Raw genomic sequence first — 16915 nt, forward strand, 5'->3', positions numbered from 1 at the left:
TCGCGCCGAGCGCCGGGCCTCGCGCGACGGTGTGTGACGGCGCCTACCGCGCCTCGATGTCGCGGGTGACCACGTTGCCCGCGCTGTCATAGGCGCGCACCGCGATCAGGTGCGCGCCAGGCGGCACGATCGCGCCGAGATCCGCTTCGAACGGCTCGACGGCCTCGTCGAAGACGCCGTCGCTCGGAAAGATGGGCCGCCACTCGTCGAGGCCCGCGATCGAGACCTCGATGCGCGCGACAGGGCCGAGGCCGTCCGCGACCTCGCCCGTGAGCCGGCGCCCCTGCAGCGCGAGCGCCCGGAACAGCGGCGGCGTGTTGTCGACAAGGACGGTGCCCGACTCGAGGCTGTGGCGCAGCGTGCGCTCGGGCGGGTTCGCCAGCTCGTCGCTCGCCTCGACGAGGATGCGGTACTCGCCTTCGGGGAGCGCGGTCGTGTCCCATACGTGCTCGGCGCGCGTCACCTTCTCGCCCGGCTTCAGCAGGCTGCGCCAGGTCGACTGCCCCTCCATCCGGTAGGAGAGGCGGTAGCGGAGGTCGTCCTGGTCTGGATTGTCGACCTTCCATGTCAGCTGGAGCGCGCTCACGGGCTTCGGCGCCTCCCCGCCCGAGGGCGGGAGGCTCGAGCGAGAGGGCTTGGTCTGCCCCTTCGGCGCGGCCTCGATCGACGTGACCACGGCGCGCGCGTTGTCGGTGACGAACGAGAGCTTCACCTCGCGGAGCACCGCGCCCGGATCGCGGCGCCAGCGCGCGCGGATCTGCGCGAAGCGCGCCGGCGGGCTCTTCGCGTCGCCCGGCGCGGCGAGCGCTGTGGACCACGGGCTCCAGGTGCCGTCCGGCGCGTCGGTGTTTCCGCTCCGGGTCTCGAGCTCCAGCGCGCCGTCGGAGCGCCACGAAAGGCGCCCGAACGTGGCCCGCAGCCCGGCGTCGAGCACCTTGCTCGTCCACACCGCGTCCGGGCCGCCGACGCCCTTCACCTCGTGGAAGACCGCGGGGTCGGTGGTCGCGACGAACCTGCGCTTCCCGGCCATCATGAAGGCGCCGACCTGGCGCTCGTCGGTGTCGGCGACGAGCCGCGCGACGTGGTTGTCGCTCACGGTGTAGAGCTGGCCTTCCGCGCCCGTCCCGACGTACGGCGCCAGGTCGTCGCCGAGGCCGAGCGAGACGTAGTGGGTGTCGTCGTCGCTCATCATCTTCTCGGCGACGCCGCTCCGATCGAAGCGCATGAGCACGCCCTTGCCGGGCTTCTGCGCGCGCGCCGGCTGCGGCGACGGCGGCCCGCTCCGGTTGCGCTTCGGGGGGGCGAACGCCTCGGCGTACTTGTTGGCGATCGCGTAGATCGCGCCGCCCTTCGCGCCCGGCGCGACGGCGATGGCCTTCACGTCGTCGGCGTCGAAGTCGTAGAGCACGGTCGCGCGCCCGGGCGCCGTGAGCTTGTAGAGCAGCGCCTTGCCGTTCGAGCCGGCGTAGACGGCGCCGTCGTCCCCGACGGCGACGCTCACGAGGTGCGGCTCGTCGCTGTCGAAGTAGACCTGGGCCTTGCCCGCTGCGTCGACGCGGAAGAGCTTCCCGCCGGAGCCGGTCGCCGCATAGAGCGCCTTCGCCCTGGGATCGTACGCGAGGCCCCACACGTCTTCGGTGTCGGGGAGCTCGGCGAACACCTTCGCCGGGCCGCCGTTGCCCGCGCCGCGCGGCAGGCGGAAGAGCTTGCCCTCGGGGAAGGTCCCCGCGATGACGTCGCCACCTTCCGCCAGCGCGAGCGCGCTGACCGCCATCTGCCCGGTCGTGGCCACGAGCGCGACCCGACCGCCCGAGACGCTGTAGATCTTCCCCTCGTTGCCCGTGCCGAGCAGCACCGTCCCGTCCGGCAGCACCACGGAGCTCCAGATGGACGTCGCGTCCGGCAGCGGCGTCGCGCCGAGCGTCAGCCCGGCGCGCACGGCGCCGTTCGAGTCCACGCTGACGCCGGTGAGATCCCCGCCCTTCAGGTCCTCGAGCGATCGGAGCTCGAAGCTGCGCGTGCCCACCGCGTGGGCCGGCAGCGCCACGAGCCCCGCGGCGGCGACGGCGGCGGCGAGGAGCCTGCGCGAAGAGGGGATGGTGCGGCGAGGGTGAGGCGATCGGGAATGGGCAGAAGAGCGCTCTGTGCTCATGGGTCGCAAGATGGAGGGGGTCAGGGAGAGGGGGGTCAGGGAAGAGAGGGAGGCGGGGAACCGGCGGGCTCAGCGGAGGATAGGCCGGACCGTGACGCTCACGGAGTCTTTCCCGACCAGGAAGCGCTTGAGGGACACCGGCACCTGCACCTGCGCGCCGAAGGTCTCGGGCGCGTCGGAAGCGGAGCTCGGGCGCAGCGTGTCCATCGCGCCCGGGGGGAGCCGCGACGCGACCTTGCCGCGGTACGCCGCGCCGTTCTCCCGGAGCCGGAACGTCGCGACGACGCTCTCCGCGTCGTGGGTCTGGTTCGGCAGCATCGCCACGAGCTCGGCGACGTTGTTCGGGGTCGCCATCGGGCGCTCCACCTCGTAGCCGGGCGCGAGATCGATGTCCACCTGGCTGCCGGCGAGCTCGCGCGGCACCGGCACCTCGATGACGCGCGACTCGATGGGGCCCTGATGAGGCTGGAGATCCAGGCGGATCCGCGCGGGCGCGCCCGCCTCGATCTCCGGCTCGAGCACCTTCGCGCCGCGCAGCAGGACGACCTCGCGGTCGAAGGTGACCTTCACGCGGGTGTCGACGCGCTCGATCGAGACGTCCTCCCAGGGGTTGTTGAGCAGGGCGCCCATCGCCCGGACGAGCCGGCTGCGGACGAAATCGTCGCTGCTGAGCGGGGTGCCGTTGCCGGCGCCGAAGTCGACGAGCGAGATGGTGCCGTAGCGCCCGATCTTCACCTGGCTCACCGCGCGCCAGGTCATGTCCCGCCGCTCGGCCGTCGTCGCCTCGACGGCGTTGCCGACGGCCATCGAGACGAAGGCGGGCGCGAGGAACTGATCGTGCGCGACCTCGACGTTCCACGTCGGGTGCGGCGCGCCCTCCACGCCGTCGATCTGGACGCGCATCGGGAAGACCGGCGCCTTCGCCGAGCTGTCGACGACGATCGCGGCCTGCCGATCGTTCACCAGCGTGCCCAGGGGCCGCACCGCCTCGCCGATCTTGAAGCTCCGGTTCTGGCTCGCGAGGATCCAGTGGACGCGCGCGATCGCGGCGGGGAGGTTCGTGACGCCGCCGTTCATCATCGGGTGGCCGAACGCGACAAGCTTGTCGCCCGAGACGCGCGTGACCGTGCCGATGCCCATCGCGGAGATGTCGCCGCGCACGAGCTCGACGCCGATCGCCCCCCCGTCGACGTACTTGGTCGGCGCGCCGGGCTCCGGGTTCGCGGACGAGCCGCCGCCGGCCTGCATCGGATCGAGCCCCATGGGGCCGAGCAGATCGCTCGCGATGCGCAGCGACGTCCCGCCGAGCCCGCCGAGCATCACCGGCGTCGAGGCGCGCGCGAGGCCCGTCGACTCGGGCGGGGCGAGCGACGACGCGACGCGCGCGGCGATCTGGCCGGCGTGGCCGGCGAGGTCGTAGGCGTCGACGGCCCCGAGGAAGCCGCGGCTCCCGTGCAGGCGGGCGGGCGCGGCGGCGCGCGGCGGCGGCGTCGCACCACCGGCGCGGCTCACCGGGGCGGGCAGCGGGCCGCCGACCTTCGGGGCGATCCCGCGCGGGAGCGGCCGCGCGAGCTCGTCGAGCATCGACTTGATCGGGGTGACGCCGGCGATCGCCTCCGCGCCGAAGAGCCAGCCGTACGCGTAGGCGCCGATCATCTTGCCGTTCAGGTAGATCGGGCTGCCGCTCATCCCCGCCACGGTGCGGGCGACCTCGAGGCGCGGGTGCTGCGTCTTGATGAGGATGAGATCCTGGTTCGGCCGGAAGTTGCGGAGCGTCGAGATGACCTCGACGTCGAACTTCTCGGGCGTGGTGCCGGAGAAGACGGTCAGGCCGTATCCCTTCATCCCCGGCTTCACCTCGGAGATCGGCAACGTGTCGGGCGGGGCGGAGATCGCCTGAGCCGCGCCGACGCCGACGGCGACGCTGCACGCCGCGCCGGCGAGCAGGCTCAGGGGGATGAGGCGGCCGTCGCGGTCGACGAGGGCGCGGGCGGCGCCGGCGATCGCCCTCGCGCCGCGGGTCGCGAGCGGGGCGGCGCGCGCGGTGAGGAAGGAATCCGGACGAAAACACGGCATGTTGCGCAGAGGCACGGCCCAAGCTTAGCCCGGATTTGGTAGCGCGACAGAGCGGGGGCCAGAGGCGCGCCGGGAGGTCGCCGCGCCACCCGGGGTCGCCGTTTTCCAGAGGCGGGGCGCGCCGGCGACGCTAGGCTTCGCCCCGTGAAGGATATCGCGGCGACCGCGACGCTCGTCCTTTCGTTCGCCGCCTGGGTGACCACCCACGTCGCGCTGGCCGCGCGGCTCGCGCTCCGGAGCCAGCCGCGCTGGCGCGGGCTCGTCGCGCTGGTGGTGCCGCCGCTCGCGCCGATGTACGGCTTCCGGCTGGGGTGGCGGCGGACGAGCACCCTGTGGCTCGTATGGCTCATCGTGTACGTGCTCGCGCTCCTCGTCGCGCGGGCGTGAGGAGCGGGGCGTGGCGCCTGACGTGAAGGCTGACGACGTGAGCGCGGGAATGACGGCGAAGCGGCGCCCGGGCGCGCCGCCCGCGATCCTCGTCGGCACGATGAACTTCGGCGGCCGCACGCCGCCCGAGGAGGCCGAGCGCATCACCCTGCGCGCGCTCGATCGAGGGATCACCGCGTTCGACACGGCCAACCTCTACCAGGACGGCGCGTCCGAGCGGATCCTCGGCCGGGCGCTCCGGGGCCGCCGGGCCGAGGCGCAGATCGCCACCAAGGTCGGCCTGCGCCGCCTCCGGGGCAGGCCCGAGGGGCTCGGGCGCGAGCGCGTGATCCGCGCCGTCGAGGAGAGCCTCGCGCGCCTCGGCACCGACCACGTCGACGTCTGCTATCTCCACGCGCCGGACCCGGAGACGCCCATCGAGGAGACGCTGTCGGCGATCGACGCCCTGCTCGAGCAGGGGAAGATCCTGCAGTACGGGGTCTCTAACTTCGCGTCGTGGCAGATCCTCGAGATCATCGCGCGCCGCGACGCCGTCGGGAGGCCGCGCCCCGCCGTCTCTCAGGTGCTCTACAACGCGCTGATCCGCCAGCTCGACGTCGAGTACGCCGCCTTCGCGCGGCGGTACGCGCTGGCCACCGCGGTGTACAACCCGCTCGCCGGCGGGCTCTTGACGGGGCGGCACGCCGGGCCGGAGGCGACGCAGGCGGGCTCGCGCTTCGAGGGCAACGGCCTCTACCAGCGCCGGTACTGGAGCAGGCGCATGTTCGAGCTCGCGGCCGGCTATGCCGCGATCGCGGCGGACGAGGGAACGAGCCTGATCTCGCTGTCGTACGCCTGGCTCGCGGGGCGCGACGTCGTCGACTCCATCCTGGTCGGCCCGGTCCGGGCAGAGCACCTCGACGCGGCGGCCGACGCCGTCGCGCGCCCGCTCTCGAAGGAGGCGGCGCGGCGCATGGACGCGCTCTACCGCGATCACCTGGGCACCGACGCGAGCTACGCGCGATGATCGATCTCCTGCTGCCCGAGGCCAGGGATCTCGATCTCGCGGGCCCCCTGGCCGACTACGCCGCCCGCGGCCACGCCCGCCTCGGGCGCGTGATGACCGACGCGGGGCTCGCGGCCCTGCGCGCGCGCTCGGATGACCTGATGCTCGGGCGCGTCACGTACCCCGGGCTCTTCTTCCAGCACGACGCCGCTTCGGGCCGCTACGAGGATCTGCCGTACGGCAAGGGCTACCAGGGGCCGAGCACGTCGTACCGGAAGCTCGAGAAGCTCGAGAAGGATCCGCTGTTCCTCGCCTGGATCGAGAACCCGCTCTTCGAGAGGATCGCGCGCGCGCTCATCGAGGGAGAGGTCTCCATCTACCGGGCCGTGCTCTTCAACAAGGCCGCGTCGGGAGGGACGCCGCTGCCCTGGCACCAGGACGGCGGCAGCTACTGGGGGCTGGATCGCGACCCCGAGCTGCAGATCTGGACCGCGCTCGACGACGCCCCCACAGGCGGCGGTTGCGTGGAGGTGCTGGAAGGCAGCCACATCGACGGGCTCGCGACGCCGCTCGGCGGCGTCGTTCCGAGCGACCGCGTGCGCGCGGCCGACGCGGACGCCCGCAAAATCGCGCTGCCGGCGCGCGCGGGCGAGGCCCTGCTGATCCACAACTACCTCTGGCACTGCTCCGCCGTGAACCGGAGCGGCCAGCCGCGCCGGGCCTTCACGGTCTGCTACATGAGCAGGGCGACCCGATGCCTCCGGAAGAAGAAGGCCCCACGCACGTTCACGCCGGTGTTCTGAGCTCCCCCGGGCAGGCGGCCCCGGCGCGGTCGGCGGCCCCCGCTCGCCAGCCCTCCCCCTCCCCGGCTTCGTCGGGGGGGTTCTCCGGCCGGCGTCGATGTTTCGAGAATTTTTCGAGCCGGTGTCGCGTCCAGTTTGCACCCGTGTCGTAAGGACGGACGCCTGCAGCCGCGGCAAAGTGCCGCACCCCCGCGGCGGCCTGCCGCGGCGTGGACCTTCCGTTATCCACAGCGGCAATCTGCCGCAGTCACGCGGCACTTTGCCGTCTTGTCGCACCCCGCCAGCAAGCCATAACTGCGCCCGCGCGTCCCTCCGACGCCCACCACAACCCTATGGCGCGGTTCCTGTTCCCACGATGGGCCAACAAAGTGGTTCCGTTGGGGCTGCTCTTCGGAGTCCTGCCCCTCGGCACCGCTGTGATCGGCGGATTCTGGTACTACGGTACCAACAAACATATCGAGGTCGGGTATCAGCCGGATCAACCGGTTGACTATTCCCACAAGCTGCACGCCGGCGACCTCGGTATCGACTGCCGCTACTGTCACAGCACAGTAGAGGTCTCCAGCTTCGCCGCAGTTCCCCCCACCGAGACGTGCATGAACTGTCATGCCAAGGTGCGGCGGGACAGCGAAAAGCTCCTCCTGGTCCAGGAGAGCTGGGCGACGGATCAACCCATCCCCTGGGTGCGCGTCCACAACCTGCCGGACTACGCCTATTTCGACCACTCGGCCCACCTGGCCGCAGGGGTCGGCTGCGTGAGCTGTCACGGCCGCGTGGACCAGATGCACAAGGTCCGGCAGGTCCAGCCGCTCTCGATGGGATGGTGCCTGGACTGCCACCGCAATCCAGGTCCCAACCTCCGCAATCCCGCCGACGTCACCAAGATGGATATGGCACCCGCGACGGCCGCCATGGCGGGCGCCGGCATCCCGGCGAGCCACGAGCCTTACAACGATCGCGTGCCAGCGGTCACTTCCTCCGGGCGGCAGGTGCAGGCGCCGCTTCACTGCTCGGGGTGCCACCGATGAGTAAACGAACTCCTCTCCCCCTCGCCCAGGACCTCTCTGGAAAGACCTACTGGCGCAGCTTGAACGAGCTCTCCGGCTCGCCCGACTTCGTCGACGCGCTCGGGCGCGAGTTCCCGCCGGCCGCGTTCGAGCCGCCGGAGGGCGTCGGGCGGCGCACGTTCCTGAGCCTCATGGGCGCGTCGCTCGCGCTCGGTGGCCTCGTGGGCTGCCGCCGGCCCGTCGAGCAGATCCTGCCGTACTCGCGGACCCCGGAGGAGGTCATCCCGGGCAAGCCGCTGTTCTTCGCGACGGCGCTCCCGATGATGGGCACGGCCTTCGGCGTCATCGTCGAGAGCCACGAGGGGCGGCCCACCAAGATCGAGGGCAACCCGAAGCACCCCGAGAGCCTCGGCAGCACCACCCTCTACACCCAGGCCGCGGTCCTCGACCTCTACGATCCCGATCGCAGCAAGTCGCCGCGCGAGGGTGCGAACGAGAAGTCCTGGGACGACGCCGCGGCGTTCCTCCGCACCGAGGGCGACAAGCTCCGCGGCCGCGGCGGCAAGGGGCTCACGATCCTGACCGAGGCGCACCGGTCGCCGACGCTGGCCGCGCGCCTCGCGGATCTCCGCAAGACGCTGCCCGAGGCGCGCGTCGTCCGGTACGAGCCCTTCTCGCGCGACGCCGCGCGGGAGGGCGCGCGGCTCGCGTTCGGCAAGCCGCTCGAGACCACGCTCGACCTGACGAAGGCGCGCGTGATCGTCGCGCTCGACGCCGACCTGTTCGCCTCCGACGGCAGCCCGCTCAAGCAGGCGCGCGCGTTCTCGGCGGGCCGCGCGGTCGACAAGGACCCGAAGGCGATGAACCGCCTCTACGCCGTCGAGAGCACCTTCACGATCACCGGCGCGGCCGCGGATCACCGGCTCCGCATCCAGAGCCGCAAGATCCCCGCCTTCGCCTTCGCCCTCGCGACCGAGCTCGGCAAGCGTGGGGTCGCGCTCGACGCGGAGCTGCTCAAGGCGCTCGAGGGCAAATCGGAGGGGCTCGACGCCAAGGCGACCCGGCACGTCGCCGCCATCGCCGCCGACCTCGCCGCCAACCGGGGCCAGGGCGCGGTCGTGGCCGGGCGCTCGCTGCCGAAGGAGGTCCACGGCCTCGTGCACCTCATCAACCTCGCCCTCGACAACACGGGCAAGGCGGTGCGGCTCGTCGCGCCCTTCGACGACTCGCGCGAGGGCCCCGAGGCGCTCGTCGAGCTCGCGCGCTCCATCGAGAAGAACGAGGTCGAGACGCTGATCATCCTGGGCGGCAACCCGGCCTTCGACGCGCCCGCGGACGCGCGCTTCGCCGACGCGCTCGCCAAGGTGGCCGTGAGCGTGCACGTCTCGACGCACGTCGACGAGACGAGCGAGCGGACCAAATGGCACCTGAACCGCGCCCACCCGCTGGAGTCGTGGAGCGACGTCCGGGCGGAGGACGGGACGGCGAGCGTCGCGCAGCCGCTCATCGCGCCGCTCTTCGGCGGCAGGACGGACGCCGAGGTCATCGAGCTCCTGCTCGGCGGCTCGCGGACGGCGTACGACCTGGTGCGGGCGACCTGGCTGACCGCCGAGGGCGCGAAGCGCACCGAGGACGACTTCCGCCGCGCTCTGCACGACGGCCTCGTCGCGGGCACCCAGCTCGCGGACGAGCAGGTGGCCGCCGCGGCGCAGGGCGCGATCGAGGCGCTGCGCGCGTTCGCGCCCGCCGCGGGCGAGGGCCTGGAGGTGACCTTCCGGCCCGACGTGCACGCGTGGGACGGCCGGTTCGCGAACAACGGGTGGCTCCAGGAGCTGCCCCACCCGATGACGAAGCTCACCTGGGGCAGCGCCGCGAACCTCTCGCCCTCGACGGCGGCGCGGCTCGGCCTGAAGGACGGCGACGTCGTGACGCTGACGGGCAGCGGCGCGTCGGTGCGGATCCCCGTCCTCGTCGCGCCGGGGCAGGCGGACGACTCGGTGGGTATCACCATCGGCCAGGGCCGGCGCGCGCAGCTCCGGGTCGGCCATGGCGTCGGCGTCGACACGACCCCGCTGCGCAAGAGCGACGCCTTCGATCTCGCCGGCGGCTTCTCGCTGGAGAAGGCCGGCGAGGTGGTGGCGCTGGCGCGCACGCAGGAGCACTTCGTGATGGAGGGCCGCCCGCTCGCGCGCGAGGGGTCGCTCGACGAGTTCCAGAAGGACGCGGAGTTCGCCAAGAAGCACGTCCACGTGCCGCCGCTGCTCAGCCTGTTCAAGGAGCCGAACCGGCGGCAGGGGCACGCGTGGGGCATGAGCATCGATCTCAACGCCTGCATCGGGTGCAACGCGTGCGTGGTCGCCTGCCAGGCCGAGAACAACATCCCGGTCGTCGGCGCCGAGGGCGTGCGCATGACGCGCGAGATGCACTGGCTCCGGATCGACCGCTACTTCCAGGGCACGGACCCGAACGAGCCGGAGAGCATCCAGCAGCCGCTCCCCTGCCAGCACTGCGAGAACGCGCCGTGCGAGCAGGTCTGCCCGGTCGCCGCCACGACGCACAGCCCCGAGGGGCTGAACGACATGGCGTACAACCGGTGCGTCGGCACGAAGTACTGCGCCAACAACTGCCCTTACAAGGTCCGTCGCTTCAACTTCCTCGAGTACGGCCAGCCGGACTCGGAGGAGCGGAAGATGCAGTTCAACCCCAACGTCACCGTCCGATCGCGGGGCGTCATGGAGAAGTGCACCTTCTGCGTGCAGCGGATCAACCACGCCAAGATCGACGCCAAGCGAGAGGGGCGGGACCACATCAAGGACGGCGAGATCGTGACCGCGTGCCAGGGCGCTTGCCCGACGCAGGCCATCGTCTTCGGCGACCTCGACGACGCCACGAGCCAGGTGGCCGCCACGTCCGCTAGCCCGCGCGGTTACAGGCTGCTGGACGAGATCAACACCAAGCCGCGGGTCACCTACCTCGCCAAGATTCGCAACAAGAACCCGGAGCTCGCCGACGCATGAGCGCCACAGCACCCCTCCAGGTCGACCACCCCCGGCTCTCGGACCGCGCCGCCCTCTTGGACGAGGCGCCCCTCGTGCAGGGGAAGGACGACTTCCGCTCTCTCACCGACAAGGTCTCGGGCATCATCCTCAGCAAGCGCCCCCCGGGGTGGCTCGTCCTGCTGTGCCTTGCCCTCAGCATCCTCCTTATCCTCGCCGGCTCGCTCGCTCACCTCGTCGGTACCGGTATCGGTATCTGGGGGCTGAACACCACGGTCAACTGGGCGTGGGACATCACCGGCTTCGTGTTCTGGGTCGGTATCGGCCACGCCGGCACGCTGATCAGCGCCATCCTCTTCCTCTTCCGCCAGAAGTGGAGGACGAGCATCAACCGCGCCGCGGAGGCGATGACGATCTTCGCGGTCGCGTGCGCCGCCATCTACCCGGTGGCCCACCTGGGCCGGATCTGGTTCGCCCACTGGCTGTTCCCGATCCCGAACCAGATGAGCATCTGGCCGAACTTCAAGAGCCCGCTGCTCTGGGACGTGTTCGCCGTCTCGACCTACGCGACGGTCTCGACCCTGTTCTGGTTCGTCGGGCTCATCCCTGATCTCGCCACGATCCGCGACCGGGCGACGACCCGGACGAAGCAGATCGTCTTCGGGATCCTCTGCCTCGGCTGGCGCGGCTCGCACCGCCACTGGCTGCACTACGAGAAGGCCTACCTGATCTTCGCCGGGCTCTCGACGCCGCTCGTGCTCAGCGTGCACACGATCGTGTCGTTCGACTTCGCCGTCTCGATCGTCCCCGGCTGGCACACGACGATCTTCCCGCCGTACTTCGTCGCGGGCGCCATCTTCAGCGGGTTCGCGATGGTCGTCACGCTGATGGTGTTCGCGCGGAAGGCGTTCGGACTCGAGGGGCTCATCACGATGCGGCACCTCGAGAACATGAACAAGGTCATCGTCGCGACCGGCACCATGGTCGGTTACGCGTACGGGATGGAGCTCTTCATCGCCTGGTACAGCGGCAACGGCTACGAGCAGTTCGCCTTCCGGAACCGCATCCTCGGCCCGTACGCCTGGGCCTACTGGACCATGGTGAGCTGCAACGTGATCTTCCCGCAGCTCTTCTGGTTCAAGAAGGTGCGCACCAGCATCCCCGCGATGTTCATCCTCTCGATCCTGGTCAACATCGGGATGTGGTTCGAGCGCTTCGTCATCATCGTGACGAGCCTCCACCGCGACTTCCTCCCCTCGAGCTGGACCTACTTCCGCCCGACCATCTGGGACATCTCGACGTTCTTCGGTTCGTTCGGCCTCTTCTTCACGCTCTTCCTGCTGTTCGTCCGTTACCTCCCGATGGTCGCGATCAGCGAGGTGAAGGGGGTCACGGCGGCGGCCGATCCTCACGGCTCGCACAGCCACGACGAGGCTCATCATGCAGCGTAACAGCGATACTCGACGCCAGAAGCGCTCCGGGAAGCCGGCCTCGGCCGAGGAGGCACGAGCGCACAAGGGCTCCGCGCGCGACAGCCAGCCCGACATCGAGCCGCAGGGCCACGTGCCCGAGGACGACGCGGAGTACTCCGAGCCCCACGAGAGCGGGCCGCACGGTCAGGCCGCGCTCTCGATCGAGCGCAAGCTGGAGCGCAAGGCCGAGCAGGAGGCGGACGGGGAGTCGGCCCTGTTCGGGATCATGGGCTACTTCACGAGCCCGAAGGACATCTATCACGCGTGCGAGGCGCTCCGGGACGCCGGGTACAGCCGCTTCGACGCGCACACGCCGTTCCCCGTGCACGGGCTGGAGAAGGCGATGGGGCTCAAGCCGTCTCCGCTGCCGTGGCTCGTGCTCGGCGGCGGCACGGCGGGGCTCGCCAGCGCCATCGCGCTCGCCTGGTACACGCAGTACTACGACTATCCGCTCATCATCAGCGGCAAGCAGTCGTTCTCGTACCAGGCCTTCATCCCCATCTTCTTCGAGCTCACGGTCCTCTTCGCGGCGCTCACGTGCTTCTTCGGGCTCTTCGCGCTCGGGCGCCTGCCCACCTTGTTCCACCCCACCATGACGCACCCCTCGTTCCCGCGCGCGACCGACGACGCCTTCTTCATCAGCGTCGAGGCGAGCGACCCGAAGTTCGATTCCACGGAGACGCGCAGCCTCCTCCAGCGCCTCGGCGCCCAGAGCATCCGGGAGGTCTCGTCGTGAAGCGCTGGAGCATTCCCCTCCTCCTCGTCCTGGCAGGCTGCCGTGGACAGGCGAGCAGCGATCCCCCGATCCACGTCTTCGGAGACATGGACTGGCAGCCCAAGTTCCAGCCCGAGGAGGGCACGCGCCTGTTCCCCGACGGGCGGGCGATGCGGCCGATCGTCGAGGGCACGGTGGCCCAGGGATCGCTCGACGAGAGCGAGGCCTTCCGCACCGGCAAGGAGAAGGACGGCGAGACGTTCCTGGCGCTTGCGCCCATCACCGTCGATGAGGCGGTGATCCGGCGCGGCCAGGATCGCTTCCACATCTACTGCACGCCGTGTCACGACCACAGCGGGAGCGGCCAGGGCATGGTGGTGAAGCGCGGATACCCGCCCCCCATCGACCTCGCGTCCGACCGGGCCCTCGGCCTGCCCGACGGCGAGATCTTCAACGTCATCACGAACGGCGTGCGCAACATGCCGGCTTATCGGAAGCAGATCCCGGTCAAGGACCGGTGGGCGATCGTCACGTGGGTGCGCGTGCTGCAGCACAGCCAGCACGCGCACATCGACGACGTGCCCGAGGCCCAGCGGGGCAACATCGCGAAGGAGAGCGGAACTCCATGAAGTCCCACGGAAGTGCTCTGGCCGAGGACACGAAGGTCCTCGATCCGGCGGTCGCGAAGCGGCTCGTCTCGGGGAGCATGGCGCTGGCGATCGTCGGCGTGGTGCTCTCGGCGGCGGCGGCGGTGACTGACACGAAGCGCTTTGCGTTCTCGTATCTCACCGGCTTCACGTGGCTCGTGACGATCGCGCTCGGCGCGCTGTTCTTCGTGATCATCCAGCACCTGACCCGCGCGCGCTGGTCGGCGGCCGCGCGCCGCCACATGGAGTGGATGAGCGGCATCCTGCCCGCCTGCATCGTGCTGTTCCTCCCGGTCGCGGTGCTCGCCCACGACATCTACCATCACTGGATGGGGCCCGACGCCGCGAACGATCATGTGCTCCACCAGAAGGCGCCCTACCTGAACCCGACCTTCTTCTACATCCGCGCCGTGGTGTTCCTCGCGGCGTGGGCGGGCCTCGCGCTCTGGTTCATCAAGACCTCCCGCGCGCAGGACAAGAGCGCCGATTTCCGGCCCACCGCGAGGATGCGCGCCGGAGCGGCCCCGGCCGTCATCGTCTTCGCCCTGACCATCTCGTTCGCGGCGTTCGACTGGCTGATGAGCATCGACCCGCACTGGTACTCGACGATCTTCGGCGTCTACGTGTTCGCCGGCTCGGCCACGAGCTCCCTCTCGGCGCTCGCGCTGATCACGATCGCGCTCCACAAGGCGGGGCTCCTGCGCAAGGTGAGCAACGTCGAGCGCCAGCACGACATCGGCAAGCTGCTCTTCGGGTTCACGATCTTCTGGGCCTACATCGCGTTTTCGCAGTTCATCCTGATCTGGTACGCGAACATCCCCGAGGAGACGATCTTCTACCGCCACCGCTGGGAGGGCTCGTGGCACGTCGTGAGCCTGGCCTTGCTGTTCGGGCACTTCGTCATCCCGTTCCTCGTCCTCCTGTCGCGGCACGCGAAGCGGAGCCCGCTCGTGCTCGGCGCGGCGTCGGTGCTCCTCCTCGTGATGCACTATGTCGACCTCTACTGGCTCGTCATGCCGAACGTGGATCACCACCTGCACCTGAGCTGGATCGACCTCGCCGGCCTGCTCGGCCCGCTGGGCGTGGGAGCCTGGATGCTCGCGCTCCAGGCGGCCAAGAGCCCGCTGTATCCCCTGAACGACCCTCACCTTGCCGAAGCGGCTCGGATCGACAACCCGTAAGGAGCCGGCCATGAGCGAAGCGACCGACAACACAGCGACCGATCACGACGAGGCCCAGGCCGAGGCGGATCGACCGAACAACTCGCTCATCTTCGTGATCGTGATCGCCACGCTGTTCTCCATCGTGGCGGTCGTGCTCTTCGTCAACGAGATCTTCAAGTCGACGATGGAGCACGAGATCTCGAGCAAGGTGCTCGAGCCGCCGAACAGCGCGCTCCGCGGCCTGCGGGCCATGGAGCAGGAGCGGCTCAGCCGCTACCAGTGGGCCGACGAGAAGAAGGGCGTCGTCCGCATCCCGGTCGATCAGGCCGTCGCGCTCACGCTGAAGGACTACCAGGAGAGGCGCGTGAGGAGCGCGGCCGCTCCCGCTGCGACGGCCGAGCCCGCGCAGCCCGCGGACGGCGCGGCGAAGCCCGACGAGGGCGCCGCCGCCGGCGAGCCGTCGAAGGCCGAGGACGCAGCGAAGCCGGGCGACAAGGACGCGGCGAAGCCCTCGGACGCCGCCAAGCCTGCCGCCACGGCCACGCCTGCGAAGCCTGCCGAGTCGGCCAAGCCCGCCGAGGCCGTGAAGCCCGCCAAGCCCGCGGACGCGAAGCCCGCCCAGCCTGCAGGCGCGGCGCCCAAGCCCGCGGCCCCGGCGACCCCCGCTCCGGAGCAGTGATGTCCCGCCCGCTGTCTAGCCTGCTCGCCGTTCTCGCGCTCGTGGTGGCCACGGTTACCCCGGCGCGGAGCGCGCGAGCTGCGGACACGACCATCCCCACCGAGCTCGCCGGCATCGACATCGAGGAGCGGCCGGGAGCCCTGCTCCCGCAGAAGCTCCGGCTCCGCGACCAGTCGGGGCAGGAGGTCGAGCTCGCCAGGTACGCGGCGGGGGACAAGCCCCTCGTCCTGGTGCTCGGTTACTTCGAGTGCCCGATGCTGTGCTCGCTGGTCCTGAACGGCGTGCTCCAGGCCATGAAGGAGAGCGCCTGGAGCGCGGGCAAGGAGTACCGCACCCTCGTCGTGAGCTTCGACCCCCGCGACACGCCCGAAGCCGGGCGCAAGAAGCGGGCGAACTACATCGAGGCGTACGGCAGGCCGGTCACCGGCGACGGCTTCGACTTCCTCGTCGGCGACGAGGCGTCGGTGCGCGCGCTCGCCGACGCGGTGGGCTTCCACTACCGGTGGGACGAGACGACGAAGCAGTACGCGCACGCGGCGGGCGCGTTCGTCTTCACGCCGGATGGACGCCTGTCGCGCACGCTCTACGGCATCTCCTTCCCACAGAAGAACTTCGGCCTCGCGCTGCGCGAAGCGGGCAGCGGGCAGGTCGGGAGCACCTGGGATCGCGTGCTCTTGTTCTGTTTTCACTACGATCCCAACGCCCGAGGGTACGTCCTGGCGACGAAGCGGCTGATGATGGCGTCAGGCGCCGTCACCGTCGTGCTCCTCGGGCTCTGGCTGATTCGCTTCTGGCGGACTGAACGCTCCCGCACGAGGGTGCGCGTAAACGAGGCTTCCTAGGTACAAGGTGGCGGAGCCACAACTATGGTGATGAAAAACCCGATCGAACTCGGCTCCTTCTGGCTGCCCCGCCAGGGCTCGACGCTCGCTGAGCGAATCGACTCCGCGTGGGCCGCGGCTTACTGGGTCTCCGTCCTCTTTTTCATCCTGGTGGCGGGGGCGACGGTCCTCTTCGCCATCAAGTACAAACGGCGCAGCGAGCGCGACAAGACGAGCCCCATCGACCACAGCACGACGGTCGAGGTCGTGTGGACGCTGATCCCGCTCGCCATCGTGATCTCGCTCTTCTTCGTGGGCATGCGCGGCTACGTGCACGCCTCCGTCGCGCCGGCCGAGGCCTACGAGATCAACGCCACGGGCGAGATGTACCTGTGGACGTTCACCTACCCCGACGGGACGACGACCGTGAACGAGCTCGCCGTGCCGCGGGGGCGTCCGGTGCGGATCATCCTGAGCTCGAAGGACATCCTCCACGCCTTCTTCATCCCGGAGTTCCGGGTGAAGCAGGACGTGGTCCCGGGCTCGTACACGTCGGTGTGGTTCGAGGCGACCGAGGCGCGCGAGACGGTGCTCCTGTGCGCCGAGTACTGCGGGTCCGGTCACTCCGACATGATGGCCACCGTCAAGGTGCTGGAGCCGTCGGACTTCGACAAGTGGCTCGAGGGCAACAACAACAGCGACCTGCCCCCCGAGGAGCTCGGCAAGCTGCTCTTCGCCAAGCGGAGCTGCGCGACCTGCCACTCGCTCGACGGGACGCGGATCCAGGGCCCGTCGCTCAAGGCCGTCTTCGGCCGCGAGGAGGAGCTCGCGGACGGGGCCAAGGTCGTCGTGGATGAGAACTACATCCGCGAGAGCCTGTTCAACCCCGGCGGCCAGGTCGTGCGCGGCTATCCGCCGGTGATGCCGTCGTTCAAGGGGCTCCTGAAGGACAAAGAAGTGGACGCGCTCATCGCTTATCTGAAGACGGTGAAGTGAGCGCCGGGGAGAAGCA

14 protein-coding genes are annotated in these 16915 nt (G+C 70.3%); 12 read left to right on the plus strand and 2 right to left on the minus strand.

Annotation, left to right across the window (positions count from 1 at the left end; all coding sequences use genetic code 11):
• Positions 1 to 43 precede the first annotated feature (43 nt).
• Together WMF14_RS41200 and WMF14_RS41205 are read right to left on the minus strand one after the other, a co-directional pair.
• The gene (locus WMF14_RS41200) at positions 44 to 2152 is read right to left on the minus strand and encodes a hypothetical protein (RefSeq protein WP_437795655.1); all 2109 of its coding nucleotides are present in this window, start codon (positions 2150 to 2152) and stop codon (positions 44 to 46) included.
• Between the two features lie 69 nt (positions 2153 to 2221).
• A complete protein-coding gene (locus WMF14_RS41205; RefSeq protein ID WP_437795657.1) occupies positions 2222 to 4243 on the minus strand; it encodes a SpoIVB peptidase S55 domain-containing protein in 2022 nt (673 codons plus the stop codon).
• A gap of 129 nt (positions 4244 to 4372) precedes the next feature.
• Here WMF14_RS41205 and WMF14_RS41210 point away from each other — a divergent pair, with 129 nt between their 5' ends.
• The 12 genes from WMF14_RS41210 (at position 4373) to coxB (ending at position 16899) form a co-directional block, all read left to right on the plus strand.
• Positions 4373 to 4615 carry a hypothetical protein gene (locus tag WMF14_RS41210; protein WP_012240189.1) on the plus strand — a complete coding sequence of 81 codons (243 nt, stop codon included), beginning with the start codon at positions 4373 to 4375 and terminating at the stop codon, positions 4613 to 4615.
• A 10-nt stretch (positions 4616 to 4625) separates the two neighbouring features.
• The gene (locus WMF14_RS41215) at positions 4626 to 5621 is read left to right on the plus strand and encodes an aldo/keto reductase (RefSeq protein WP_272102447.1); all 996 of its coding nucleotides are present in this window, start codon (positions 4626 to 4628) and stop codon (positions 5619 to 5621) included.
• Positions 5618 to 6403 (plus strand): phytanoyl-CoA dioxygenase family protein, encoded by a 786-nt coding sequence (locus WMF14_RS41220; RefSeq protein ID WP_437795659.1) that lies wholly within the window; start codon positions 5618 to 5620, stop codon positions 6401 to 6403. The genes WMF14_RS41215 and WMF14_RS41220 overlap by 4 nt, the downstream gene beginning before the upstream one ends.
• A gap of 596 nt (positions 6404 to 6999) precedes the next feature.
• The gene (locus tag WMF14_RS41225) at positions 7000 to 7431 is read left to right on the plus strand and encodes a cytochrome c3 family protein (protein WP_272102444.1); all 432 of its coding nucleotides are present in this window, start codon (positions 7000 to 7002) and stop codon (positions 7429 to 7431) included.
• Positions 7428 to 10427, plus strand: a complete 3000-nt coding sequence (locus WMF14_RS41230) for a TAT-variant-translocated molybdopterin oxidoreductase (protein ID WP_437795662.1) — start codon at positions 7428 to 7430, stop codon at positions 10425 to 10427. Before WMF14_RS41225 ends, WMF14_RS41230 begins: the two co-directional genes overlap by 4 nt.
• Positions 10424 to 11857, plus strand: a complete 1434-nt coding sequence (gene nrfD / locus WMF14_RS41235; RefSeq protein ID WP_437795664.1) for an NrfD/PsrC family molybdoenzyme membrane anchor subunit — start codon at positions 10424 to 10426, stop codon at positions 11855 to 11857. Before WMF14_RS41230 ends, nrfD begins: the two co-directional genes overlap by 4 nt.
• The gene (locus WMF14_RS41240) at positions 11847 to 12614 is read left to right on the plus strand and encodes a DUF3341 domain-containing protein (RefSeq protein ID WP_437795667.1); all 768 of its coding nucleotides are present in this window, start codon (positions 11847 to 11849) and stop codon (positions 12612 to 12614) included. Before nrfD ends, WMF14_RS41240 begins: the two co-directional genes overlap by 11 nt.
• The gene (locus WMF14_RS41245) at positions 12611 to 13222 is read left to right on the plus strand and encodes a c-type cytochrome (RefSeq protein WP_272102440.1); all 612 of its coding nucleotides are present in this window, start codon (positions 12611 to 12613) and stop codon (positions 13220 to 13222) included. Before WMF14_RS41240 ends, WMF14_RS41245 begins: the two co-directional genes overlap by 4 nt.
• A complete protein-coding gene (locus tag WMF14_RS41250) occupies positions 13219 to 14421 on the plus strand; it encodes a hypothetical protein (RefSeq protein ID WP_272102439.1) in 1203 nt (400 codons plus the stop codon). Before WMF14_RS41245 ends, WMF14_RS41250 begins: the two co-directional genes overlap by 4 nt.
• Positions 14422 to 14431: 10 nt before the next feature.
• Positions 14432 to 15082, plus strand: a complete 651-nt coding sequence (locus tag WMF14_RS41255) for a hypothetical protein (RefSeq protein WP_437795671.1) — start codon at positions 14432 to 14434, stop codon at positions 15080 to 15082.
• Positions 15082 to 15924, plus strand: a complete 843-nt coding sequence (locus tag WMF14_RS41260) for an SCO family protein (RefSeq protein ID WP_437795674.1) — start codon at positions 15082 to 15084, stop codon at positions 15922 to 15924. Before WMF14_RS41255 ends, WMF14_RS41260 begins: the two co-directional genes overlap by 1 nt.
• A 30-nt stretch (positions 15925 to 15954) precedes the next feature.
• Positions 15955 to 16899 (plus strand): cytochrome c oxidase subunit II, encoded by a 945-nt coding sequence (gene coxB, locus WMF14_RS41265; protein WP_272102436.1) that lies wholly within the window; start codon positions 15955 to 15957, stop codon positions 16897 to 16899.
• Positions 16900 to 16915: the final 16 nt, after the last annotated feature.

It is taken from the genome of Sorangium sp. So ce693, from assembly GCF_051521375.1.
Lineage (GTDB): Bacteria > Myxococcota_A > Polyangia > Polyangiales > Polyangiaceae > Sorangium > Sorangium atrum.

Coding starts and splice junctions, on each gene's coding strand:
- WMF14_RS41220 (WP_437795659.1), top strand. CDS start 5,618: ATGATCGATCTCCTGCTGCCCGAGGCCAGGGATCTCGATCTCGCGGGC.
- WMF14_RS41255 (WP_437795671.1), top strand. CDS start 14,432: ATGAGCGAAGCGACCGACAACACAGCGACCGATCACGACGAGGCCCAG.
- WMF14_RS41240 (WP_437795667.1), top strand. CDS start 11,847: ATGCAGCGTAACAGCGATACTCGACGCCAGAAGCGCTCCGGGAAGCCG.
- WMF14_RS41230 (WP_437795662.1), top strand. CDS start 7,428: ATGAGTAAACGAACTCCTCTCCCCCTCGCCCAGGACCTCTCTGGAAAG.
- WMF14_RS41260 (WP_437795674.1), top strand. CDS start 15,082: ATGTCCCGCCCGCTGTCTAGCCTGCTCGCCGTTCTCGCGCTCGTGGTG.
- coxB (WP_272102436.1), top strand. CDS start 15,955: ATGAAAAACCCGATCGAACTCGGCTCCTTCTGGCTGCCCCGCCAGGGC.
- nrfD (WP_437795664.1), top strand. CDS start 10,424: ATGAGCGCCACAGCACCCCTCCAGGTCGACCACCCCCGGCTCTCGGAC.
- WMF14_RS41200 (WP_437795655.1), bottom strand. CDS start 2,152: ATGAGCACAGAGCGCTCTTCTGCCCATTCCCGATCGCCTCACCCTCGC.
- WMF14_RS41225 (WP_272102444.1), top strand. CDS start 7,000: ATGAACTGTCATGCCAAGGTGCGGCGGGACAGCGAAAAGCTCCTCCTG.
- WMF14_RS41250 (WP_272102439.1), top strand. CDS start 13,219: ATGAAGTCCCACGGAAGTGCTCTGGCCGAGGACACGAAGGTCCTCGAT.